This is a genomic window from Christensenella sp. KGMB01412, assembly GCF_055522415.1.
This window is the reverse complement of the sequence record NZ_JBVFVW010000004.1, coordinates 65,103-82,050: the sequence shown is the minus strand read 5'-3', so window position 1 is coordinate 82,050 and position 16,948 is coordinate 65,103. Positions and strand designations below refer to the sequence as shown.

Here is a 16,948-nt window from a genome sequence, read left to right as displayed (position 1 = left end):
ATTTGAGAAAGGCGTGCTTCTAAGGATGGCGCAGATAACAAGGCGGTGGCCGTATATGCCGGGCGAGGGTGAGCTATGGATAGAAGTCAGCGGAAAGGATCAGGAAAAATGAAAAAATGTAAGATTACCGTTCTGAAAAAAACGCTGGATGAGGAACTGGCAAAGGAATATGGCGTGGAAGGCCTGACAGCCTGCCCAATGCACAGGGCAGGGGAAGTATTTTATGCGGACTATGCAAAACCGGAAGGGTTGTGCGACGAAGCGTGGAAAGCTATTTACCAATATGTGTTTGCCCTTTCGCACGGCGCAAAGGACGGGCTCTTTTATTATGGGGACTGGATCAGGAAACCGGGCGTGGCGATTTGCAGTTGTAACGACGGACTGCGTCCGGTCATATTTAAAATAGAAGCAACGGACGAGGAGTCAAAAATCGATTACGATCCGGTGGAATAGCCTGCGCTTTTTGTGCTGCCGGTTTTGCGGCGCGTTTGTATAATATTGTAAGGATTTAAAAAGCTCCGAATGCAACAGCAGCCGGAGCTTTTTCATAAAATAACAGGCAAAATGCCCGCGGTTTGCTTTGGTCAGCCGAGGATTTCCTTTACTTTGCCCGCTACAGCCTGCGCAAAGGCTGCGTGCCCCTGCGCGTCCATGTGCAGGTAATCGGCTTCGTTTGGCTGTGCATACAGGGAAGCGTCGATGTAGTGGCATCCGTGGATGCGCGCTATATTTTCGTAGAGCGGACGCAGTTTCTTCATCAGCGTATGCGCGTCTTCATTGTAATAAGCCCCGGTCCAGCGCGTGCCGACCTTCCGGCCTACATCGATCGGGCCTGCGATCAATATTTCCGGCGCCTTGCCATTTACCCCAAAGACCGGATCCTGCGCAGTGGTGACAATGCGCTCGAGGCCCTTGGAAATAGTGGAGGCCGTTTGATGAAGATGTACTTTGACGTCGTTGGTTCCAAGCATGATCATAATAAGGTCAACCGGCGCTTTGGAAAGCAGGCAGGGCGTGATATAGGCAAGCCCGTTGCGGTAGGGGCAGATGGGATCGTCAAACACAGTGGTTCGCGCGTTCATCCCCTCTTCGCATACAAGGTAATCCGCACCAAGTTTCTTTTGCAGTACGCCCGTCCAGCGAACGTCGTAAGGAAATCGGGTTTCGGTTCCCGCTTCCTCGTTGTGACCGTCAGGATCAAATCCCCAGGTGTTGGAATCTCCATAACAAAGAATTGTTTTCATCGTCAAAATCTCCTGTGATTATGATTGGATTATGAATGCCGGTATCTTACAACAGGCGCCATTTATTCCTTTTTCAGCCTTTTGAATAATGATCAGGACAATCATGCAGGCTGTATGCTGCGCCAGCAAAAAAATTCCGACAAATGTTTTGTCTCATTCTTTTAATTACTACATCATAAGGATACATCAAAATCAACGGGATGGCAATGCCGCGCGATATATTTTCAGGACGCGTATATAGGTGGTAATACTTGTATTCAGGCGGCTTTTATGCTATACAGTAAGAAGGAAACAACAGGGAAGGAACATAAAAATTTGAAGCTGCGCGATTTGCCGTTACATAAAAAAATAACGCTTACCAATTTTATGATGATCATAATACCGGTGGCTCTTGTGGTCGTGATTATGGTGGGGATTTTGATCGGAATCCTCGCCGGTGCGGGTTCAAGCTTTACGATTGCCGCTGTGGAGAAGCTGAGTGGAACCACCACGAATTACCAGCTGCAGCTTATGATGGATTCGGTCAGCGAGGATATTGTGGAAAACAGCAGGGCATTTGAAGAAGGCTCCGCATTGCTTGAAATCTGCGGGGAACTTGAACAGATGGGGATCAGCGTGGCAATCGAATCGGACGGGCGCGCGCTTTATGTATCGCCGGGAAAGACAGCGGGGCAGGTGCGAAGCGAGGTTCGGAATTTAGCAGGCGGCGATGGGCATTTGTTCAGCCGCACACAGGACGGTTTTGCGTACCGTGAGCTTTTACGCACGCCTGATGGAAGCGAGTACCTGATCGAAGCGTCCGCGCTGGGGTTTTTGTATGAAAACGGCGAATATTACAGCTATGAGGAAATGAAGGATTACCTGAAATTGATACTGGTGGCTGTGTTTGGCGCGGCGATTGTGATCATCGTAATTACGGGGATATGGCTGTCAAAAAAGCTCTCCGGCAGCATCCTCATACCGCTTGGCAGGCTTTCCGTCGCAACCGTGCAGGTGCGTAATGGAAACCTTGACAGTCCTGTCGGATACGTTTCAAACGACGAGCTTGGACAGGTTTGCGAGGAATTTGACGAAATGCGCCTGCGTCTGCGGGAGTCCATGGTTATGCAGCGCAAATATGAGCAGCAACGCAAAAAAATGGTAGCGGGAATTTCGCACGACCTTTCCACACCGATCACGTCGATCAAGGGATATGCCAGCGGCCTGATGGAAGGGATCGCAGATACGCCTGAAAAAAAGAGGCATTATTTACAGACGATTTACGACCGGGCGGCCGACATGGAACAAATGGTGGAAAGCCTGTTTTTGTATTCCAAGCTCGATATGGAAAAAGAGCCGTTTCACATGGAAGCGGTGGAGCTCGGCGCATATCTGAAGGAATATTGTGCAGGCCTTCGGATCAAGCTTGAGAAGGACGGCGCGGAGGTGTCCTTTGAGAACGAATGCAACAGGGCTGTTTATGCAGGAATAGACAGGCTGCAGTTTGACCGCGTGCTGTCAAACCTTGTGGATAACAGTGTAAAATACCGGAAGCAGGGCGTGAAGCTGAAAATAAAAATCAGCCTGACGAGCGAAGATGCGTATGCTGTGATTCGGTTTGCGGACAATGGAATTGGGATTGAAAGCACGGAGGAAGAGAAAATATTCGATAGCTTTTACCGTACCGATCCCGCGCGCAGCAACACGGAAAAGGGAAGCGGGCTTGGATTATCAATCGTCAGGCAGATTGTCGAACGCGTGGGCGGACGCGTAGTTGCCAAGGGCAGCCCGCAGCTTGGGCTGATCGTGACGATCGTGCTGCCGGAAACAGGGAGGTCGTAATGAAAAAAATATTGATCATAGAGGACGATAAAAGCATTGCGGAACTGGAACGGGATTACCTCGAAGCGAACGAATTTGCGGTGGAGACAGCCGCCTGCGGGGATGAAGGCCTGCGGTTTGCAAAAAAGCAGGAGTACGCGCTTATTGTGCTTGATGTGATGCTGCCCGGCATGGACGGGTTTGAGGTGCTCCGGCGGCTACGGACGGAAAAAGATACGCCTGTGCTCATGGTTTCGGCAAGGCGGGACGATGTTGATAAGATTCGCGGATTGGGCCTGGGCGCTGACGATTACATGGTGAAGCCTTTCAGTCCTTCCGAGCTGGTCGCGCGGGTAAAGGCCCACATCGCACGTTTTGAACGGCTGACGCAAACGCAGGAAAAGCCGCAGGCCGGACGGGTTATTACCGTAGGAGGGCTCAGGATCGACGCAGATGCGCGCAGGGTTTTTGTGCAGGGGGAGGAAGTAACGCTCAAAAATAAGGAATTCGAGCTGCTTATTTTTCTGGCGGAGAATCCGAATATCGTATTCAGTAAGGAAAAACTGTTTGACCGGATTTGGGATATGGAGTCCCTTGGGGACACGGCAACTGTAACGGTGCACATTAACCGGATACGTGAGAAAATTGAAAATGGGGAAGAAAAATACATCGAAACCGTATGGGGATCGGGATACCGGTTCCGGGCATAGCGTTATTCTGAGGGATGCGTTCCTGCAAGAAGAATGAGGTCGATTGTGATGTGCGTGACGCCCCCGCAATCCAGCGGGCCTGCATCTATGCCAAACGTCATTGGAGTCATGCGAAAAAAGGCTTCCAGCTGTCTTCTGTCTACAGGCAGCCGGTAGCTGATTTTTTTTTGTTCCAGAAGCTTCGTATGCGCATAAAAATAGTCCAGGACTTTTTGATTGGAATATGTTTTGCGGTGTAATCCAGATTTTATGCAGTTGCGGATTTCCTGTAGATAGCTGTCTCCCGGCACGATCTTTAAAAGTATGCCGCCGGGGGCGAGCACGCGCATGAATTCATTGTAATTGGCGGGTGTGAGGATGTTAAGCAGGAGATCGACGCAATGGTCTTTAACGGGCAGCTCCGCAAGGTCTGCAACGATCCATTTGACCTCTCTGGATCTGCGCGCCGCGAGAAGCGCCGCGTCCCGGCTGTTGTCAACCGCATATACGTCCACGTCCGGCAAGGCTTTTTTGAGCGCAAGCGAATAATAACCCTCCCCGCTACCCGCATCGAGCATGGTAAGCAGGGACTTTTCCTGTCCGTGTTTTTGCAGGGCGTCAAGCAGCTGCGAAACAACGGGCGCATAAAATCCGTCATTGAAAACGAGGCTCCTGCTTTCAAAAAGCGCCCCGTCATATTTTATTTTACTTTGGTTTTGATGGGGGATCAGGTTCAGGTATCCTTTGGATGAAAGGTCAAAGCAGTGCCCGTTTGAACATACAAAGCTGCCGGTGCTTACAGGCATAAGATTGCCCTTACACAAAGGGCAGCGCAAAACATGCCCGCTCCCGTCAAATTGTTTGACCACCGTACTTATTTTCATCGTAGGACTTTCCCCCGTTGTCGTCAAAATTCACAGAAGCCTTACAGCTCTGTTGCAGAGCTCCCTTTTTGCCGTTCTGTTCTTATCATACCATGAAAACAGCCCTTCAAAAACAAAAGCGGCAGAAGATCGTTCGGATTTATTGGTTTTTTTAGAACGCGTTTATAGATTATTTAGAAATATGGCGTAGTAATAGAGGTGGAGGTGAAGAATATGGATTGGATCATTACGCTTATGGACCAATTTGGATATTTTGGAATCGCGCTGCTGATCGCAGTTGAAAATATCTTTCCGCCCATCCCCTCGGAAGTTATTCTGACGTTTGGAGGGTTTATGACGACCTATACGAGTATGAACGTATGGGGCGTAGTGCTCGCGGCGACAATCGGATCTGTCATCGGTGCGGTTGTGCTTTATCTGATTGGACGTATCCTGAATGCGGAACGCCTGGAACGCCTGCTTTCCGGCAAGGCAGGACGTATCCTTCGCTTAAAGCCGGATGACGTGGAGAAGGCGCAGGGATGGTTTGAAAAGCGTGGTGGAAAGGCCGTGTTTTTCTGCCGGTTCATTCCAATCGTACGCAGCCTGATATCCATACCGGCAGGAATGACAGGGATGAATCCGGGCAAATTTGCAGCGTTTACCACTGCGGGGACATTCCTATGGAACCTGGTGCTCGTAAACCTGGGCGTGCTGGCGGGGGCCTCGTGGGAGAAGATTGCGGCGGCAGTCGATACCTATGCGCATATTGTTCTGGTAATTATCATTGCAGTCGTGGCGGTTGCGGGGATTTTGTTCTATAAAAAGAGGCTGTCAAAAAAGGCTGAGGCTGAAAAGGAATAAACAAACGGCGAAGGAAAGACCGTGGCTTTGCACGGTCTTTTTTGAAGCCTGAACTTTACCCACAACATAGAGCGGTTTTATACTTTTTTCCGTGTCAGGATAATTCCGATGATTGCCCCTATAAGGATAATCGGTACCAATCTGACAAACAGCCATTCAAATGCGTGAAAAGCGACTCCGACAACGGCGGTTTCAGGATCATTATAGTCCCAACCTAAGTAAGGGCTATTTAATACGATTAAGACCGCAGAAATTATTACTATGGCAACACACAATGAGATAAGCAGCCAATGAAACGTTTTTCGTCGTGTAATCTTTCTTTGTGCAAGCTGTAAGTTTATAATCTCCAATTTTTCGGAAATAGCTTTTAAGTCATTAACCTTTGTTTCAATAACAGATTCTCCAAGCAAAGTACTTACTGGTGTTTCAAGCGCTTCTGATATAGAAATCAGCATATCAGAATCAGGTACTGACAATCCTTGCTCCCATTTAGAGACTGTTTGCCGCACCACATTCAGCTTAATAGCGAGCTCTTCCTGCGAAAGTCCTTTTGATTTTCTGATTGCTTTCATGTTTTCGTTTAACATCAGGTATAACCGCCTTTCTTTCAATCGCTACCACTATTGTATGAGAAACTGCCCGTTGCCACAAGCAACGCATATTAACATTCAAGCTTTATGGCCGTGATATGCTGTTTGGTACCTTGCAAAAAAGAGCTGAAACTCGAAGCATTTATCAATATAAAAACAGATAAAATAAATTGTTTTTCGGGATATAATCAAATGAACAGGTCTCGAAATATTACAATGGTTTATTTTGAGTGGGAAAAGGGGATTGGTTATGATGAAAAACAGGATCAGAAAAGACGTTATTTTCTGGATATACCAAGGCCATACCTGTAAAGGTATGGCCTTGGTATATCCTGCATTCTCAATGTGTTTATGTTAAGATATTACAATTACATTCTTACATATCCGCCTTTTCCACTAGCCCCAATTTCAACATACGCTGCTCTATCGTAATATGCAAAACCACCGCCAAATTGCTTGACACCAAGCGTCATACTGAAATTACAGGCAATGGTTCTACCTGAGTCTAGAATAGTATATTTTTTATGATTTGTTGCAACGCTTGTACCGCTATCTTGTGCACTGGCATTAATACTATATACCTTATTTGCCATGAGATACCCCCCGGGTGCTTTTTCGCGATTTATTGTGGCGCCGAATCTTATACGTGCAAAAACTCCGCAAGGTGTCATATATGATTTGTCAATACCTACATTTGCATAAACACGCGGCGTGATCTGGGGAGTATCATCGTCAACTATAATTGGAGAGTTTTCTGCATGAGCTTGTGCTACTGCAGCTTCCTATAATTCATCTACAGTTTTATTATTGTTTTCGATTTGAGCGACTATTGTATCGTACTCTTCCTGTGATTGAGGTTCAATCATTAAAATTCCTTCTTCGTTTACATACATAGTGGTTTCGTCATCTGGAAATTCTTCTGCAAATCCAGTGACATTTAAACCAACGACCATCATGCAAATAGCTAAGATAGCAACCAATGATTTTTTCATGATTTATTTCCTCCCTTTTGGTAGCGAGTACTAAAACACAATCAACCACATATTATATAAACATAGAAATTCCTCCCCCCTTTATTGCTATTTTGAACCATTGGATAAAACAATGGCTATTGCGTTTAAGGTGATTACCACCGCTAAAAACATTCCATCAAATAATAATCCATTATAAAAAGCAATCGCTTTTATAACCAACGATACTGGTATGGAAAGAATACTCAATAAAAGCGGCATTTTCGTTCTCATATTATTTCCCTCCTCCTGATATAGAATTGGAATATAAGGCAACAGTAAAAGTAAAAAGTAAATTGTTGTATCTATATACTTAACTTCGCAAAGCATATAAATGGGGGCAATTTTTTTAAAAAAATAACTAATACTTAATAATCTATTTATGATTGCAGAGTTTGTTATCGGTAAGTGTTTATAAAAAGGTAACGAAACATTACTCAGCGTTCCAGAGATTCAAATCCCTTTCGTATAAAATATATTTATTTTCGTGATAAAAAATTAATATACATTGAAATAAATTGTTTTTCACGATACAATCAAATGAACAGGTCTCGAAATATTACAATGGTTTATTTTGAGTGGGAAAAGGGGATTGGTTATGATGAAAAACAAGATCAGAAAAGGCGTTTGCCTTTTGACGGTGCTATTGGCGGTATGCCTCGTATTGGTTCCGGCAATTTCCATGGCGGGAAACGCACAGGAAGTGGCGGACGATACATTACAGGAAGCGCAGGGCACACAGGCTCCGCAGCCGCAGGAAACGCAGGCTGCCGTGCAGCAGGATAAGCAACCGGAAGAATCCACAGAGCCGGGCCGGGACGCGCAGCCACAGGCCTCCGAGCCGGCTGCATCATCGGAACAGGCGGAGTTATCGCCTGCGCCGGCGGAACAGAATTCAGCGATGCAACTAAATGAGGGCATGAACAATGAATTGACTGCAAGCGCGCCGCAAAAAATCAGCGAGCTTTTTCCGGATGCGGAATTTGCAAATATAATCAAAGTGAAACTCAGCAAAGGGAGTATAGACGCTACCGTAACACAGGACGAACTTTTGGGGATCACAGAGCTCTATTTATCCAGTGAAGTATCAAACCTTACGGGAATTAAGAACCTCGCGAACCTGGAGCTTCTCCAGGAATATGGAAATCCGGATATCGAGATTCCATCGGAAATCGGAAGCCTGAAAAAATTGGAACATTTGCGTTTGCAGAACAACGCGCTTTCTTCGCTGCCGCCGGAAATCGGCGGCCTTACTGCTTTACAGGAACTGGACCTGTCGGGAAACCACTTTGGGAGCATCCCTGACGTAGTATTCAGCCTGCCCGGCCTGAAGCGGCTGGTTCTTTCCGATAACCGCCTGCAAGAACTGCCGGTGGAAATTGGAAATTTGACAGGCCTTGAATTTCTGGCGTTGAATAACAATCAGATTTCATCTGTTTCGCCGGGAATTGGAACGCTTAAAAATTTGCAGGTTTTGATGCTTGGCAATAACCAAATTACATCCGTGCCGGAGGAATATGGGGATTTGGATAGCCTGACCAGCATCAATCTGGAAAATAACCGGCTCACATCTGTTCCTGACGCCATTACGAGGCTGCAAAAGGTAACTTCCATTTCCCTGAATGGAAATAAACTGTCTGCGCTCCCCGCAGGAATTGGAAATTTACAGGAACTCAGCCAGCTTGTGGTTTACGACAACAACCTGACGTCGCTCCCGGAAGAAATTTGCGACTGTCCGCAGCTTGAGATGATTAATGCCGATAAAAATAATCTGACCTCGCTCCCTGCGGGTTTGGGTAAACTGACAAAGCTGTTTTCGCTCAATATAAACGATAATAAACTAACGAGTTTACCGGATGTGATCGGTTCGTTTGACGAGCTTCGCGTATTGCAGGCGGACGGCAACAGGCTTAGCGCCCTGCCTGCTTCCATCGGGCGGCTGCCGCAATGCTATGAGGTGTCGGCAAGGAACAACGACCTGACAGTCCTGCCTGATGAAATCGCCGATATGCAAAAGCTTGATAAGCTTTACCTGTCGGGAAACCATCTGACGGATGTTTCCCTGGTGCCGGACAAGGTCAGCGACTTTGACGCGAGAAACCAGAGCGTAACCATCAATTTGTACCGCAAGACGATTACATTGCCTGCTACATATACGCCGCCAACAGGAAGCATTGTTTTGTGGGACAGGGGTTATGCAAGAAATGAAATGGTAAGCAACAGCTTTTACAAAAGCGGCGCGTTTCAGCTTTCTGCGAATCCGCAGAATGGAAAGCTGGAAAGTAAAAGCGGAGAGTTCAGTATCAATTATGTGATATCCCTGCGGGATAAATTATCCGTGGATATCGGTACGCAGGAAATCAATTTGCAGGAAGGCGAATTTTATACAGTAAGCCCGACAAGCGATGTGATGGACGGCTATGAGGTGCAGTATAGCTTCAATATAACGCAAGGAACAAATGTAGCCCGTATCGTAGCGCCGAATAAGATAGTAGGGATGGAAGCGGGGAGAGCCTACCTGAAAATTAAGGGCGAGGTAAAAGGAACGGGCGTTACTGGAGAAATTACGGTTCCTGTCACGGTAGGGCAGGCCGCGCCAAATATGAGCGGCACGCAATACCCCATTCTGGATGGAAACGGGCAGACCGCATATAAAGGAACCGCATTTCTTGAATTCCGGTTCGACGCGCCGCTGGATCAATTTGAGAACGTATGGCTTGACAATGAATTGCTGACGCGCGGGATCGACTACACGGTGCGCGAGGGAAGTACGATCATTAAGTTACACAAATCCCTGCTTGACAGGCTTGAAAATGGAACGCATACGCTGGTTGCAGGATTCACAGATGGCTATGCAAAAGTGGATTTCGATGTAAATAACGATGTGAGTACAAAGAAATCTCCTAAAACAGGAGATGAAACGCCTATTGGGCTGCTGGTACTGGGGGCAATGTGCTCTGCTGCCGTGCTAGCCGCTGCGCTGGTCAAAAAGCGCAAAGCAGGCGAAACGAAGTAAGGCAACGCACATGAACAGGAAGGGCCGCGCAGAGATTCTGCACGGCCCTTTTCCGTTGCAGTCCTGCGGCGAAGCGTGGGGAGCCCGTCTATTTGACAGCAAACGAAGGAACCGATACAATAGAAAGAGCATTTTATAGCGCCGGGGCCGGTTATCTGAAGAGGGTAACGGCGCCGCATTAATTTCGATAGAAAAACAAAACAGGGGACGCGGTCAAAACGCGACAAAATGAGGGGTGAAGCAATGAATAATCAGGTGATACAAATTGCTGCGCGGATACGTGAGCTGCGCGAAATACTGGATGTTCCGCAGGAGGCGCTTGCACAGAAGATTGGCGTGGATATAGAGGAGTATAAACGCTATGAATCGGCGCAGGACGATATTCCGATTGGCGTGCTTTACGGCGTAGCGGCGGAGCTCAGAGTAGATCCGACAGAGCTGCTGACCGGAGAAGCGCCCAGAATGGATGAATACACCATCGTGCGGGGTGGAAACGGTGTGAGTGTGGAACGGTATCCCGGGTATGCCTTTACATCGCTTGCCTTCAATTACAAGCATCGCGACATGGAGCCGATGATCGTTACGCTTTCGCCCAACGAGGAGGCCGAGCTGGTGACGCATGGCGGACAGGAGTTTAACTACGTTCTGGAAGGCAGTATTAAAGTCGTCATCGAAGGCAGGGAGTTTATCCTGAACAAGGGCGACAGCATTTACTTCAATCCGGCTCTGCCACACGGGCAGCGCGCGGTGGGAGGACAGGCAAAGTTTTTGACCATAATCAACGAATAAGGGCGGGGCAGACTGATGTTAAACAGGTTTTTGGATCGGATTGAATACGACAGCTACGAGGATTTTAAACAAAACTATAAGTTGAATATTCCGGAGCATTTTAATTTTGGATACGATATTGTGGACGAGTGGGCACGGCAGGACGAAAATAAGCCTGCGCTCGTCTGGTGTGACGACGATGCAAATGAAAAGAGGTTTACGTTCGGCGACATCAAACGCATGAGCGATAAAGCGGCGAATATGCTCAAAAATATGGGGATCAGGAAGGGCGATGCCGTCATGCTGATGCTCAGGCAGCGCCCGGAGGTCTGGTTTATGATGGTGGGGCTGCACAAGCTTGGTGCGATCTGTATTCCGGCTACGTTCCAGCTTACGCCCAAGGATATCATTTACCGCTGTAACGCTGCGGAGGTCAAAATGATCTGCGCGGTGGACGACGACGAAATGCTCAGGCATATTGGGGAGTCCCTTGGCGAATGCCCAACGCTTCAAAGCGTGGGCGTTGTGGGAGAGAAAATCCCGGAGTGGGCCTTTGACCTGCGCAAAGAACTGGAGCAGGCAGGCGAGACGTGGACGCGCGAATACCGCAATGAAAATGAAGAACCCATGCTGATCTATTTTTCGTCGGGTACGACGGGAATGCCCAAGATGATCCTGCATGATTTTACATATCCGCTGGGACACATTGTCACCGCGAAATACTGGCAGAAGGTGGAGGACGGTGGATTGCACCTCACGGTATCGGATTCCGGCTGGGCAAAGTTTGGCTGGGGCAAAATATATGGACAATGGATTTGCGGTGCGGTCATCGTGGCGTACGATACTGAGAAATTTACACCTTCTAAAATGCTGGATACAATCAACAGGCTGAAGCTTACAACCTTTTGCGCGCCGCCCACGATCTATCGGTTTTTGATCAAGGAAGACATGAGCAAATGCGATTTTTCTACAATCAAGCATGCGGGTATTGCGGGTGAGCCGCTGAATCCTGAGGTATATAACCGCTTTTTGGAGGCGACGGGTTTATCTGTTACGGAGGGATTTGGACAGTCGGAGACGAGCGTGCTGATCGCAAACTTTGGATGGGATCCAATCAAGCCGGGTTCTACCGGCAAACCGTCCCCTCTTTATGACGTGGACATTGTGGATGAGGATGGAAACTCCTGCGAGGACGGCATCGTTGGTTCTATCGTAGTAAAGAACACCGACAAAAAGCATCCTACAGGATTGTTCAAAAAATATTATAAGGACAAGGAAGCGACAGACCGCTGCTGGAAAGACGGCGTTTACAACACCGGCGATACGGCGTGGCGCGATGCGGAAGGGTATTTCTGGTTTGTGGGAAGAAATGACGACGTCATTAAATGCTCGGGATACCGTATTGGGCCGTTTGAGGTGGAAAGCGCACTGCTGACACATCCATCTGTGCTGGAATGCGCGGTGACCGCCGTTCCGGATCCTGTGCGGGGACAGGTGGTAAAGGCGACGGTTGTGCTTGCGCGTGGTTTTGAGGCATGTGATGAGCTCAAAAAGGAGCTTCAGACGCATGTGAAAAACGTAACCGCGCCATATAAGTATCCGCGCGTGGTGGAATTTGTGGAAGAGCTGCCCAAAACAGTGAGCGGTAAAATCCGGCGGATACAGATTCGCACGGAAGATGCGAAGTAATAATGGATACATAAACGACAAACGTAAAAAAGGCGTTTCCTGTGCGGGGGAAACGCCTTTTTACAGCAATTTGTCAAAAGGTTGGTAACAAGCTTTTGGTATAAATTGCATATGCAAGCGGTTTATCAAACGTTTGGCATAACCTGCGTTGTGTGAAACCGCTGCAAAGGGGAAAAGAGGAATTTATCTGAGTTTGATAATTTCACATTGCTGATCCGGACATGCTTTGCGCCACATCGCAGCCGTCATACATTGCAGGGATACGTCATAAAAATTTCCCCCGCATAACACGTGGTCGATGAGCACGCCTTCCTGTGCGCAGCCGCTGCGTGAACGGCGGTTGATGGCGCAGCTGTTATCTGTGAACGCCGCGAACGTGACCTTGTTAAAGCCAAGCTCATAAAACACGTGATGATAGATGCTGCGCTCGAGCAGCGAGGACATTTCGTCCGTATCGTCGGCGGGATCGTGCATATAGTAGCTCCAAGCGCAGCGCTTGTTTTCGAGGTTGATGTCGATTACAGCAAGAAGGCCAATCGGCACGTCGTCCCTGCGAATGATCCAGTGCGTAGGAAATTCCTCAGTTTTCATATGCTCAAACCACTTGAACTGGCCCGCGAGAGACATCTGCGCGTCATACGCCAAAAATTCCTGCGCATTCTTGCTCATCAGCCATTCTGAAAGCATTCCGATTTCCTCGCGCTTGATTGTTGTGCACGTAATCATTCTTACACCGCCTTTTGCTTCACTGCTTTGTGGTTTTACAGCCATTTCATGAAAAAAACGACATAATAATACAGGCTGTATGCTCCGCTAATAAAGAATTTTAACTATATTAATTGCTGTACTTCTTTATTGGCTCCGCTATAATATACACGCAAAGAAAATGGCCTAAACGGAATATTCAAAAATAACGGAAACAAAAACGAAGAGGAAAGCGCGCCATACTGTCCGATTTTACGGCGTGTCATGGCCTGCATATTTAGAATGCGCGCAAAAGGGTTTCCATACGTTTTATTTGCGGTATCAATAATTGGATAGTATAATAAGTGACTGAGGGAAGAGAGAATGTCTATTTTTAAAAGTTTTGTCGGTTATTATAAACCGTACCGCGGTCTTTTTTATTTTGATATGTTTTGCGCGCTCGTGGTTTCCGTCGTGGACCTTGCGTTTCCGCAAATCCTGAATTTTTTGACGGACGGCCTGTATACGCAAAATGCAGACGTGATCATCCGCAGCCTGTGGATTGTTGCGGTGGCCCTGATTGCAATGTATGTGATCCGGTATGGCTGCCAGTATTTTATCACGACATGGGGCCATGTGATGGGCGCGCGCATGGAGAGCGATATGCGTCAGGACCTGTTTGACCAGATGCAGAGGCTGTCGTTTTCCTATTATGATAAAAACAATACGGGCGATATGATGTCGCGTATCGTTTCGGATTTGTTCGATATCTCGGAGCTTGCGCACCACGGCCCGGAAAACGTGTTTATCTCCGCGCTCAAAATTATCGGTTCGTTTGTCCTGCTGATGATGATCAACGTGCCAATGACCTTGATTTTGCTTGCGGTGACAGTGGTAATGATCCTGTTCAGCCTGAGCAAAAATAAAAAGATGCGCGCGATCTTTATGGATAACCGCAAAAAGATTTCAAACGTCAATAAGCAGGTGCAGGACAGTCTTTCGGGTATACGCGTCGTAAAATCGTTTGCCAATGAAGACATTGAGCGTAAGAAATTTGAACGCAGCAATCTGGAATTTCTGGATTCCAAGAAAAGCAGCTATAAAATCATGGGGACGTTTCAGGCGGGTAACAACTTTTTTACCGGCCTGCTGTATACGGCGGTGCTTGTATCGGGCGGTTTTTTCATTGCGAACGGCACGCTGCGGGTGACCGATCTTGCTATTTACGCCCTGTATATTGGTATTTTTGTCGCGCCGATTGAAGTACTGATCAATTTTACAGAGCAGTTCCAAAAAGGATACGCCGGATTCAAACGGTTTATGGAGGTCATCAGGACAGATCCTGAAATCAAGGACAAAAAGGATGCGAAGCCGCTTGAAAATGTGAAGGGGAATATCAGGTACAGGGACGTGTCCTTTTCGTATGACAACAGTACGCACGTTTTCAAGGATATCAATGTGTCGATCGAGGCGGGGAAAACAGTGGCGCTTGTGGGCCCGTCCGGCGGCGGAAAAACGACGTTTTGTTCCCTGCTGCCCCGTTTTTACGACGTGACGCACGGTTCGGTTATGATCGACGGGCAGGATGTGCGTGACGTAACGCTGAAATCCCTGCGCAGTACGATTGGTATTGTGCAACAGGATGTATATATGTTTGGCGGCACGATACGCGACAACATTGCGTATGGCAAACCCAAGGCGACGGACGCGCAGGTTGTGGAAGCGGCAAAGAGTGCGAACATCCACGAGTTTATTATGAGCCTTGAGGAAGGCTATGAAACGAATGTGGGTGAACGCGGCGTGCGGCTGTCCGGCGGGCAAAAACAACGCATTGCGATTGCGCGTGTTTTCCTCAAAAACCCAAAGATACTGATTCTCGACGAGGCGACGAGCGCGCTCGATAACGAGAGCGAGCGGCATATCCAGGCATCCCTTGAGAAGCTGTCCAAAGACCGCACGACGATTGTAATTGCGCACAGGCTTTCAACCATCCGCAATGCGGATGAGATTATTGTAATGGGAACGGATGGAATACAGGAGCGCGGGACGCATGAGGAGCTGATCAGGAAAGGCGGCACCTATGCCAGATATTACAATATGCAGTTTGAGGGACTCAATGATTAAAAAAAGCCTGCGTGTGGTTGCCGCGGTAATTGAAGAACAGGGAAGAATACTCATCTGCCGCAGAAAGAACAGGGACGGCAGCGCGGGCCGGTGGGAATTTCCGGGCGGAAAGCTCGAGCAGGGCGAGACAGAACGCGAATGCCTGGCGCGGGAGCTTATGGAAGAGCTTGGCGTTGCTGTGGAACCCAGTATGCTTTTGGCGCGCGTCGAGCATGAATATGATACGTTTTCGGTGAAGCTTGCGTTTTACCGGGCGCGCATCACCGGGGGGACAATGACGCTAAACGTCCATGCGGATGCAAAATGGGCGGCGGGAAGCTCGTTGCCGGAATATGATTTTTTACCTGCGGATACAGCGTTTGTACGTGGGCTGGCGCAGGGGGATTTTGGAGAACAGGCCATGAAAAATGATTTTGAAACGCATATCGATAAGCTGGAAAGCGGAAGCGTGAAGTGGAACGAGATGAAAAAAGCCAACCCCGCCGTAGGGAAGGGTATCGTGCCGCTCTCGGTCGCGGATATGGAGTTTAAAACCGCGCCGGAAATCGTGCAAGGATTAAAAGCGTACCTTGACAGTATGAACGTGGGCTATACGCAGGCTACGGATTCCTATTATGAAGCGGTTTCCATGTGGATGGCGCGCAGGCACGGCTGGAAGATCGAAAAGGAATGGATTGTGACAACGCCGGGTATCGTATTTGCGCTGGGCCTCAGCGTGCAGACGTTTACGCAGCCGGGCGACGGAGTAATCATTATGACGCCGGTATATTATCCATTTTATATGGTGGTGGAGCAAAGCGGTCGCAAGCTGCAAAAAAATGCGCTCATCAATAATGACGGATATTATGAGATTGATTTTGACGACCTTGAGCGAAAGGCGCGGGATGAAAACACAAAGATGCTGATTCTGTGCAGCCCGCATAATCCTGTTGGACGTGTGTGGACAAAGGAAGAGCTTTTGCGTGTGGGCGAAATCTGTGAACAAAACGGTGTGCTCGCAGTTGTGGACGAAATACATAACGACCTTATCATGCCGGGCTTTACACATACCGTTTTTCCAAACGTAAGGGAGGGTTTTGCCGATAACGCCGTGATATGCACGGCTCCCAGCAAAACGTTTAACCTTGCGGGGATGCAGGTTTCCAACATTGTAATTAAAAATAAGGAATTGCGCAGAAAATTTGCGCGCGCAAAGTATGGGTGCGGCATGATCGAGCTTAACGCGCTTGGTTATCAGGCGTGCGAAATCGCATATCGAAGCTGCGAAGGCTGGCTTGAGGAATTGCTGTCTGTGCTCGACGAAAACAGGCGCTTTGTTGAGGACTTTATCGCGCAGCGCCTTCCAAAAATCAAGGTAAGCCGGCTTGAGGGGACCTATCTGATGTGGCTCGACCTGAGGGAATATGGAATTGACCATCGCGAGCTGGAACGGATTATGACGCAGGAAGCGCAGCTTTTCTTTGACGAAGGCTATATTTTTGGCGAGGATGGAAAGGGCTTTGAACGCGTTAACATCGCCTGCCCTAAGGCAGTGCTGGAACAGGCTATGCAAAGGCTGGAAATCGCGCTGCAAAACAAATAAACGGGGCATGGTGTTTAAACTCTCC

16 protein-coding genes are annotated in these 16,948 nt (G+C 48.1%); 9 read left to right on the top strand and 7 right to left on the bottom strand.

Annotation, left to right across the window (positions count from 1 at the left end; translation table 11 throughout):
• Positions 1–108: 108 nt before the first annotated feature.
• Positions 109–453 carry a TIGR04076 family protein gene (locus ACS5WU_RS07945; protein ID WP_046443253.1) on the top strand — a complete coding sequence of 115 codons (345 nt, stop codon included), beginning with the start codon at positions 109–111 and terminating at the stop codon, positions 451–453.
• Between the two features lie 131 nt (positions 454–584).
• Here the strand turns inward: ACS5WU_RS07945 and ACS5WU_RS07940 are convergent, their stop codons facing one another.
• Positions 585–1,244, bottom strand: coding sequence for an SGNH/GDSL hydrolase family protein (locus ACS5WU_RS07940; RefSeq protein ID WP_046443252.1), 660 nt, complete (start codon positions 1,242–1,244; stop codon positions 585–587).
• A 270-nt stretch (positions 1,245–1,514) separates the two neighbouring features.
• On the opposite strand from ACS5WU_RS07940, the gene ACS5WU_RS07935 reads away from it, so the two are divergent.
• Positions 1,515–3,065, top strand: a complete 1,551-nt coding sequence (locus ACS5WU_RS07935) for a sensor histidine kinase (RefSeq protein ID WP_302760544.1) — start codon at positions 1,515–1,517, stop codon at positions 3,063–3,065.
• A complete protein-coding gene (locus ACS5WU_RS07930) occupies positions 3,065–3,754 on the top strand; it encodes a response regulator transcription factor (protein ID WP_046443250.1) in 690 nt (229 codons plus the stop codon). Before ACS5WU_RS07935 ends, ACS5WU_RS07930 begins: the two co-directional genes overlap by 1 nt.
• Before the next feature lie 2 nt (positions 3,755–3,756).
• Here the strand turns inward: ACS5WU_RS07930 and ACS5WU_RS07925 are convergent, their stop codons facing one another.
• A complete protein-coding gene (locus ACS5WU_RS07925; protein WP_302760543.1) occupies positions 3,757–4,617 on the bottom strand; it encodes a putative RNA methyltransferase in 861 nt (286 codons plus the stop codon).
• A gap of 213 nt (positions 4,618–4,830) precedes the next feature.
• On the opposite strand from ACS5WU_RS07925, the gene ACS5WU_RS07920 reads away from it, so the two are divergent.
• Positions 4,831–5,460 carry a DedA family protein gene (locus ACS5WU_RS07920; protein ID WP_046443248.1) on the top strand — a complete coding sequence of 210 codons (630 nt, stop codon included), beginning with the start codon at positions 4,831–4,833 and terminating at the stop codon, positions 5,458–5,460.
• A gap of 77 nt (positions 5,461–5,537) precedes the next feature.
• On the opposite strand, the gene ACS5WU_RS07915 is transcribed toward ACS5WU_RS07920, so the two are convergent.
• The 4 genes from ACS5WU_RS07915 to ACS5WU_RS07900 form a co-directional block, all read right to left on the bottom strand.
• A complete protein-coding gene (locus ACS5WU_RS07915; RefSeq protein WP_046443247.1) occupies positions 5,538–6,047 on the bottom strand; it encodes a helix-turn-helix domain-containing protein in 510 nt (169 codons plus the stop codon).
• A 371-nt stretch (positions 6,048–6,418) separates the two neighbouring features.
• Positions 6,419–6,643 carry a hypothetical protein gene (locus tag ACS5WU_RS07910; protein ID WP_046443245.1) on the bottom strand — a complete coding sequence of 75 codons (225 nt, stop codon included), beginning with the start codon at positions 6,641–6,643 and terminating at the stop codon, positions 6,419–6,421.
• Between the two features lie 189 nt (positions 6,644–6,832).
• Positions 6,833–7,042 (bottom strand): hypothetical protein, encoded by a 210-nt coding sequence (locus ACS5WU_RS07905; protein ID WP_302760542.1) that lies wholly within the window; start codon positions 7,040–7,042, stop codon positions 6,833–6,835.
• 87 nt (positions 7,043–7,129) lie between these two features.
• Complete coding sequence (locus ACS5WU_RS07900; RefSeq protein ID WP_160295605.1) at positions 7,130–7,294, bottom strand: hypothetical protein; 165 nt, start codon at positions 7,292–7,294, stop codon at positions 7,130–7,132.
• A 364-nt stretch (positions 7,295–7,658) separates the two neighbouring features.
• On the opposite strand from ACS5WU_RS07900, the gene ACS5WU_RS07895 reads away from it, so the two are divergent.
• The 3 genes from ACS5WU_RS07895 (at position 7,659) to ACS5WU_RS07885 (ending at position 12,533) form a co-directional block, all read left to right on the top strand.
• Positions 7,659–10,076 (top strand): leucine-rich repeat domain-containing protein, encoded by a 2,418-nt coding sequence (locus tag ACS5WU_RS07895; protein WP_302760541.1) that lies wholly within the window; start codon positions 7,659–7,661, stop codon positions 10,074–10,076.
• A gap of 243 nt (positions 10,077–10,319) precedes the next feature.
• Entirely contained in the window at positions 10,320–10,865 is a 546-nt protein-coding gene (locus ACS5WU_RS07890) for a helix-turn-helix domain-containing protein (protein WP_046443243.1), read from the top strand.
• A gap of 15 nt (positions 10,866–10,880) precedes the next feature.
• On the top strand, positions 10,881–12,533 hold the full coding sequence (locus ACS5WU_RS07885; RefSeq protein WP_302760540.1) for an AMP-binding protein: 1,653 nt from the start codon (positions 10,881–10,883) through the stop codon (positions 12,531–12,533).
• A gap of 183 nt (positions 12,534–12,716) precedes the next feature.
• Here ACS5WU_RS07885 and ACS5WU_RS07880 read toward each other — a convergent pair whose 3' ends face one another.
• A complete protein-coding gene (locus ACS5WU_RS07880) occupies positions 12,717–13,304 on the bottom strand; it encodes a hypothetical protein (RefSeq protein ID WP_465089079.1) in 588 nt (195 codons plus the stop codon).
• 297 nt (positions 13,305–13,601) lie between these two features.
• Here ACS5WU_RS07880 and ACS5WU_RS07875 point away from each other — a divergent pair, with 297 nt between their 5' ends.
• Together ACS5WU_RS07875 and ACS5WU_RS07870 are read left to right on the top strand one after the other, a co-directional pair.
• Positions 13,602–15,341: an ABC transporter ATP-binding protein gene (locus ACS5WU_RS07875; protein WP_046443240.1), complete on the top strand. Its 1,740-nt coding sequence runs from the start codon at positions 13,602–13,604 to the stop codon at positions 15,339–15,341.
• Positions 15,334–16,923 carry a PatB family C-S lyase gene (locus ACS5WU_RS07870; RefSeq protein WP_330697080.1) on the top strand — a complete coding sequence of 530 codons (1,590 nt, stop codon included), beginning with the start codon at positions 15,334–15,336 and terminating at the stop codon, positions 16,921–16,923. The genes ACS5WU_RS07875 and ACS5WU_RS07870 overlap by 8 nt, the downstream gene beginning before the upstream one ends.
• The last annotated feature ends 25 nt before the right edge of the window (positions 16,924–16,948 follow it).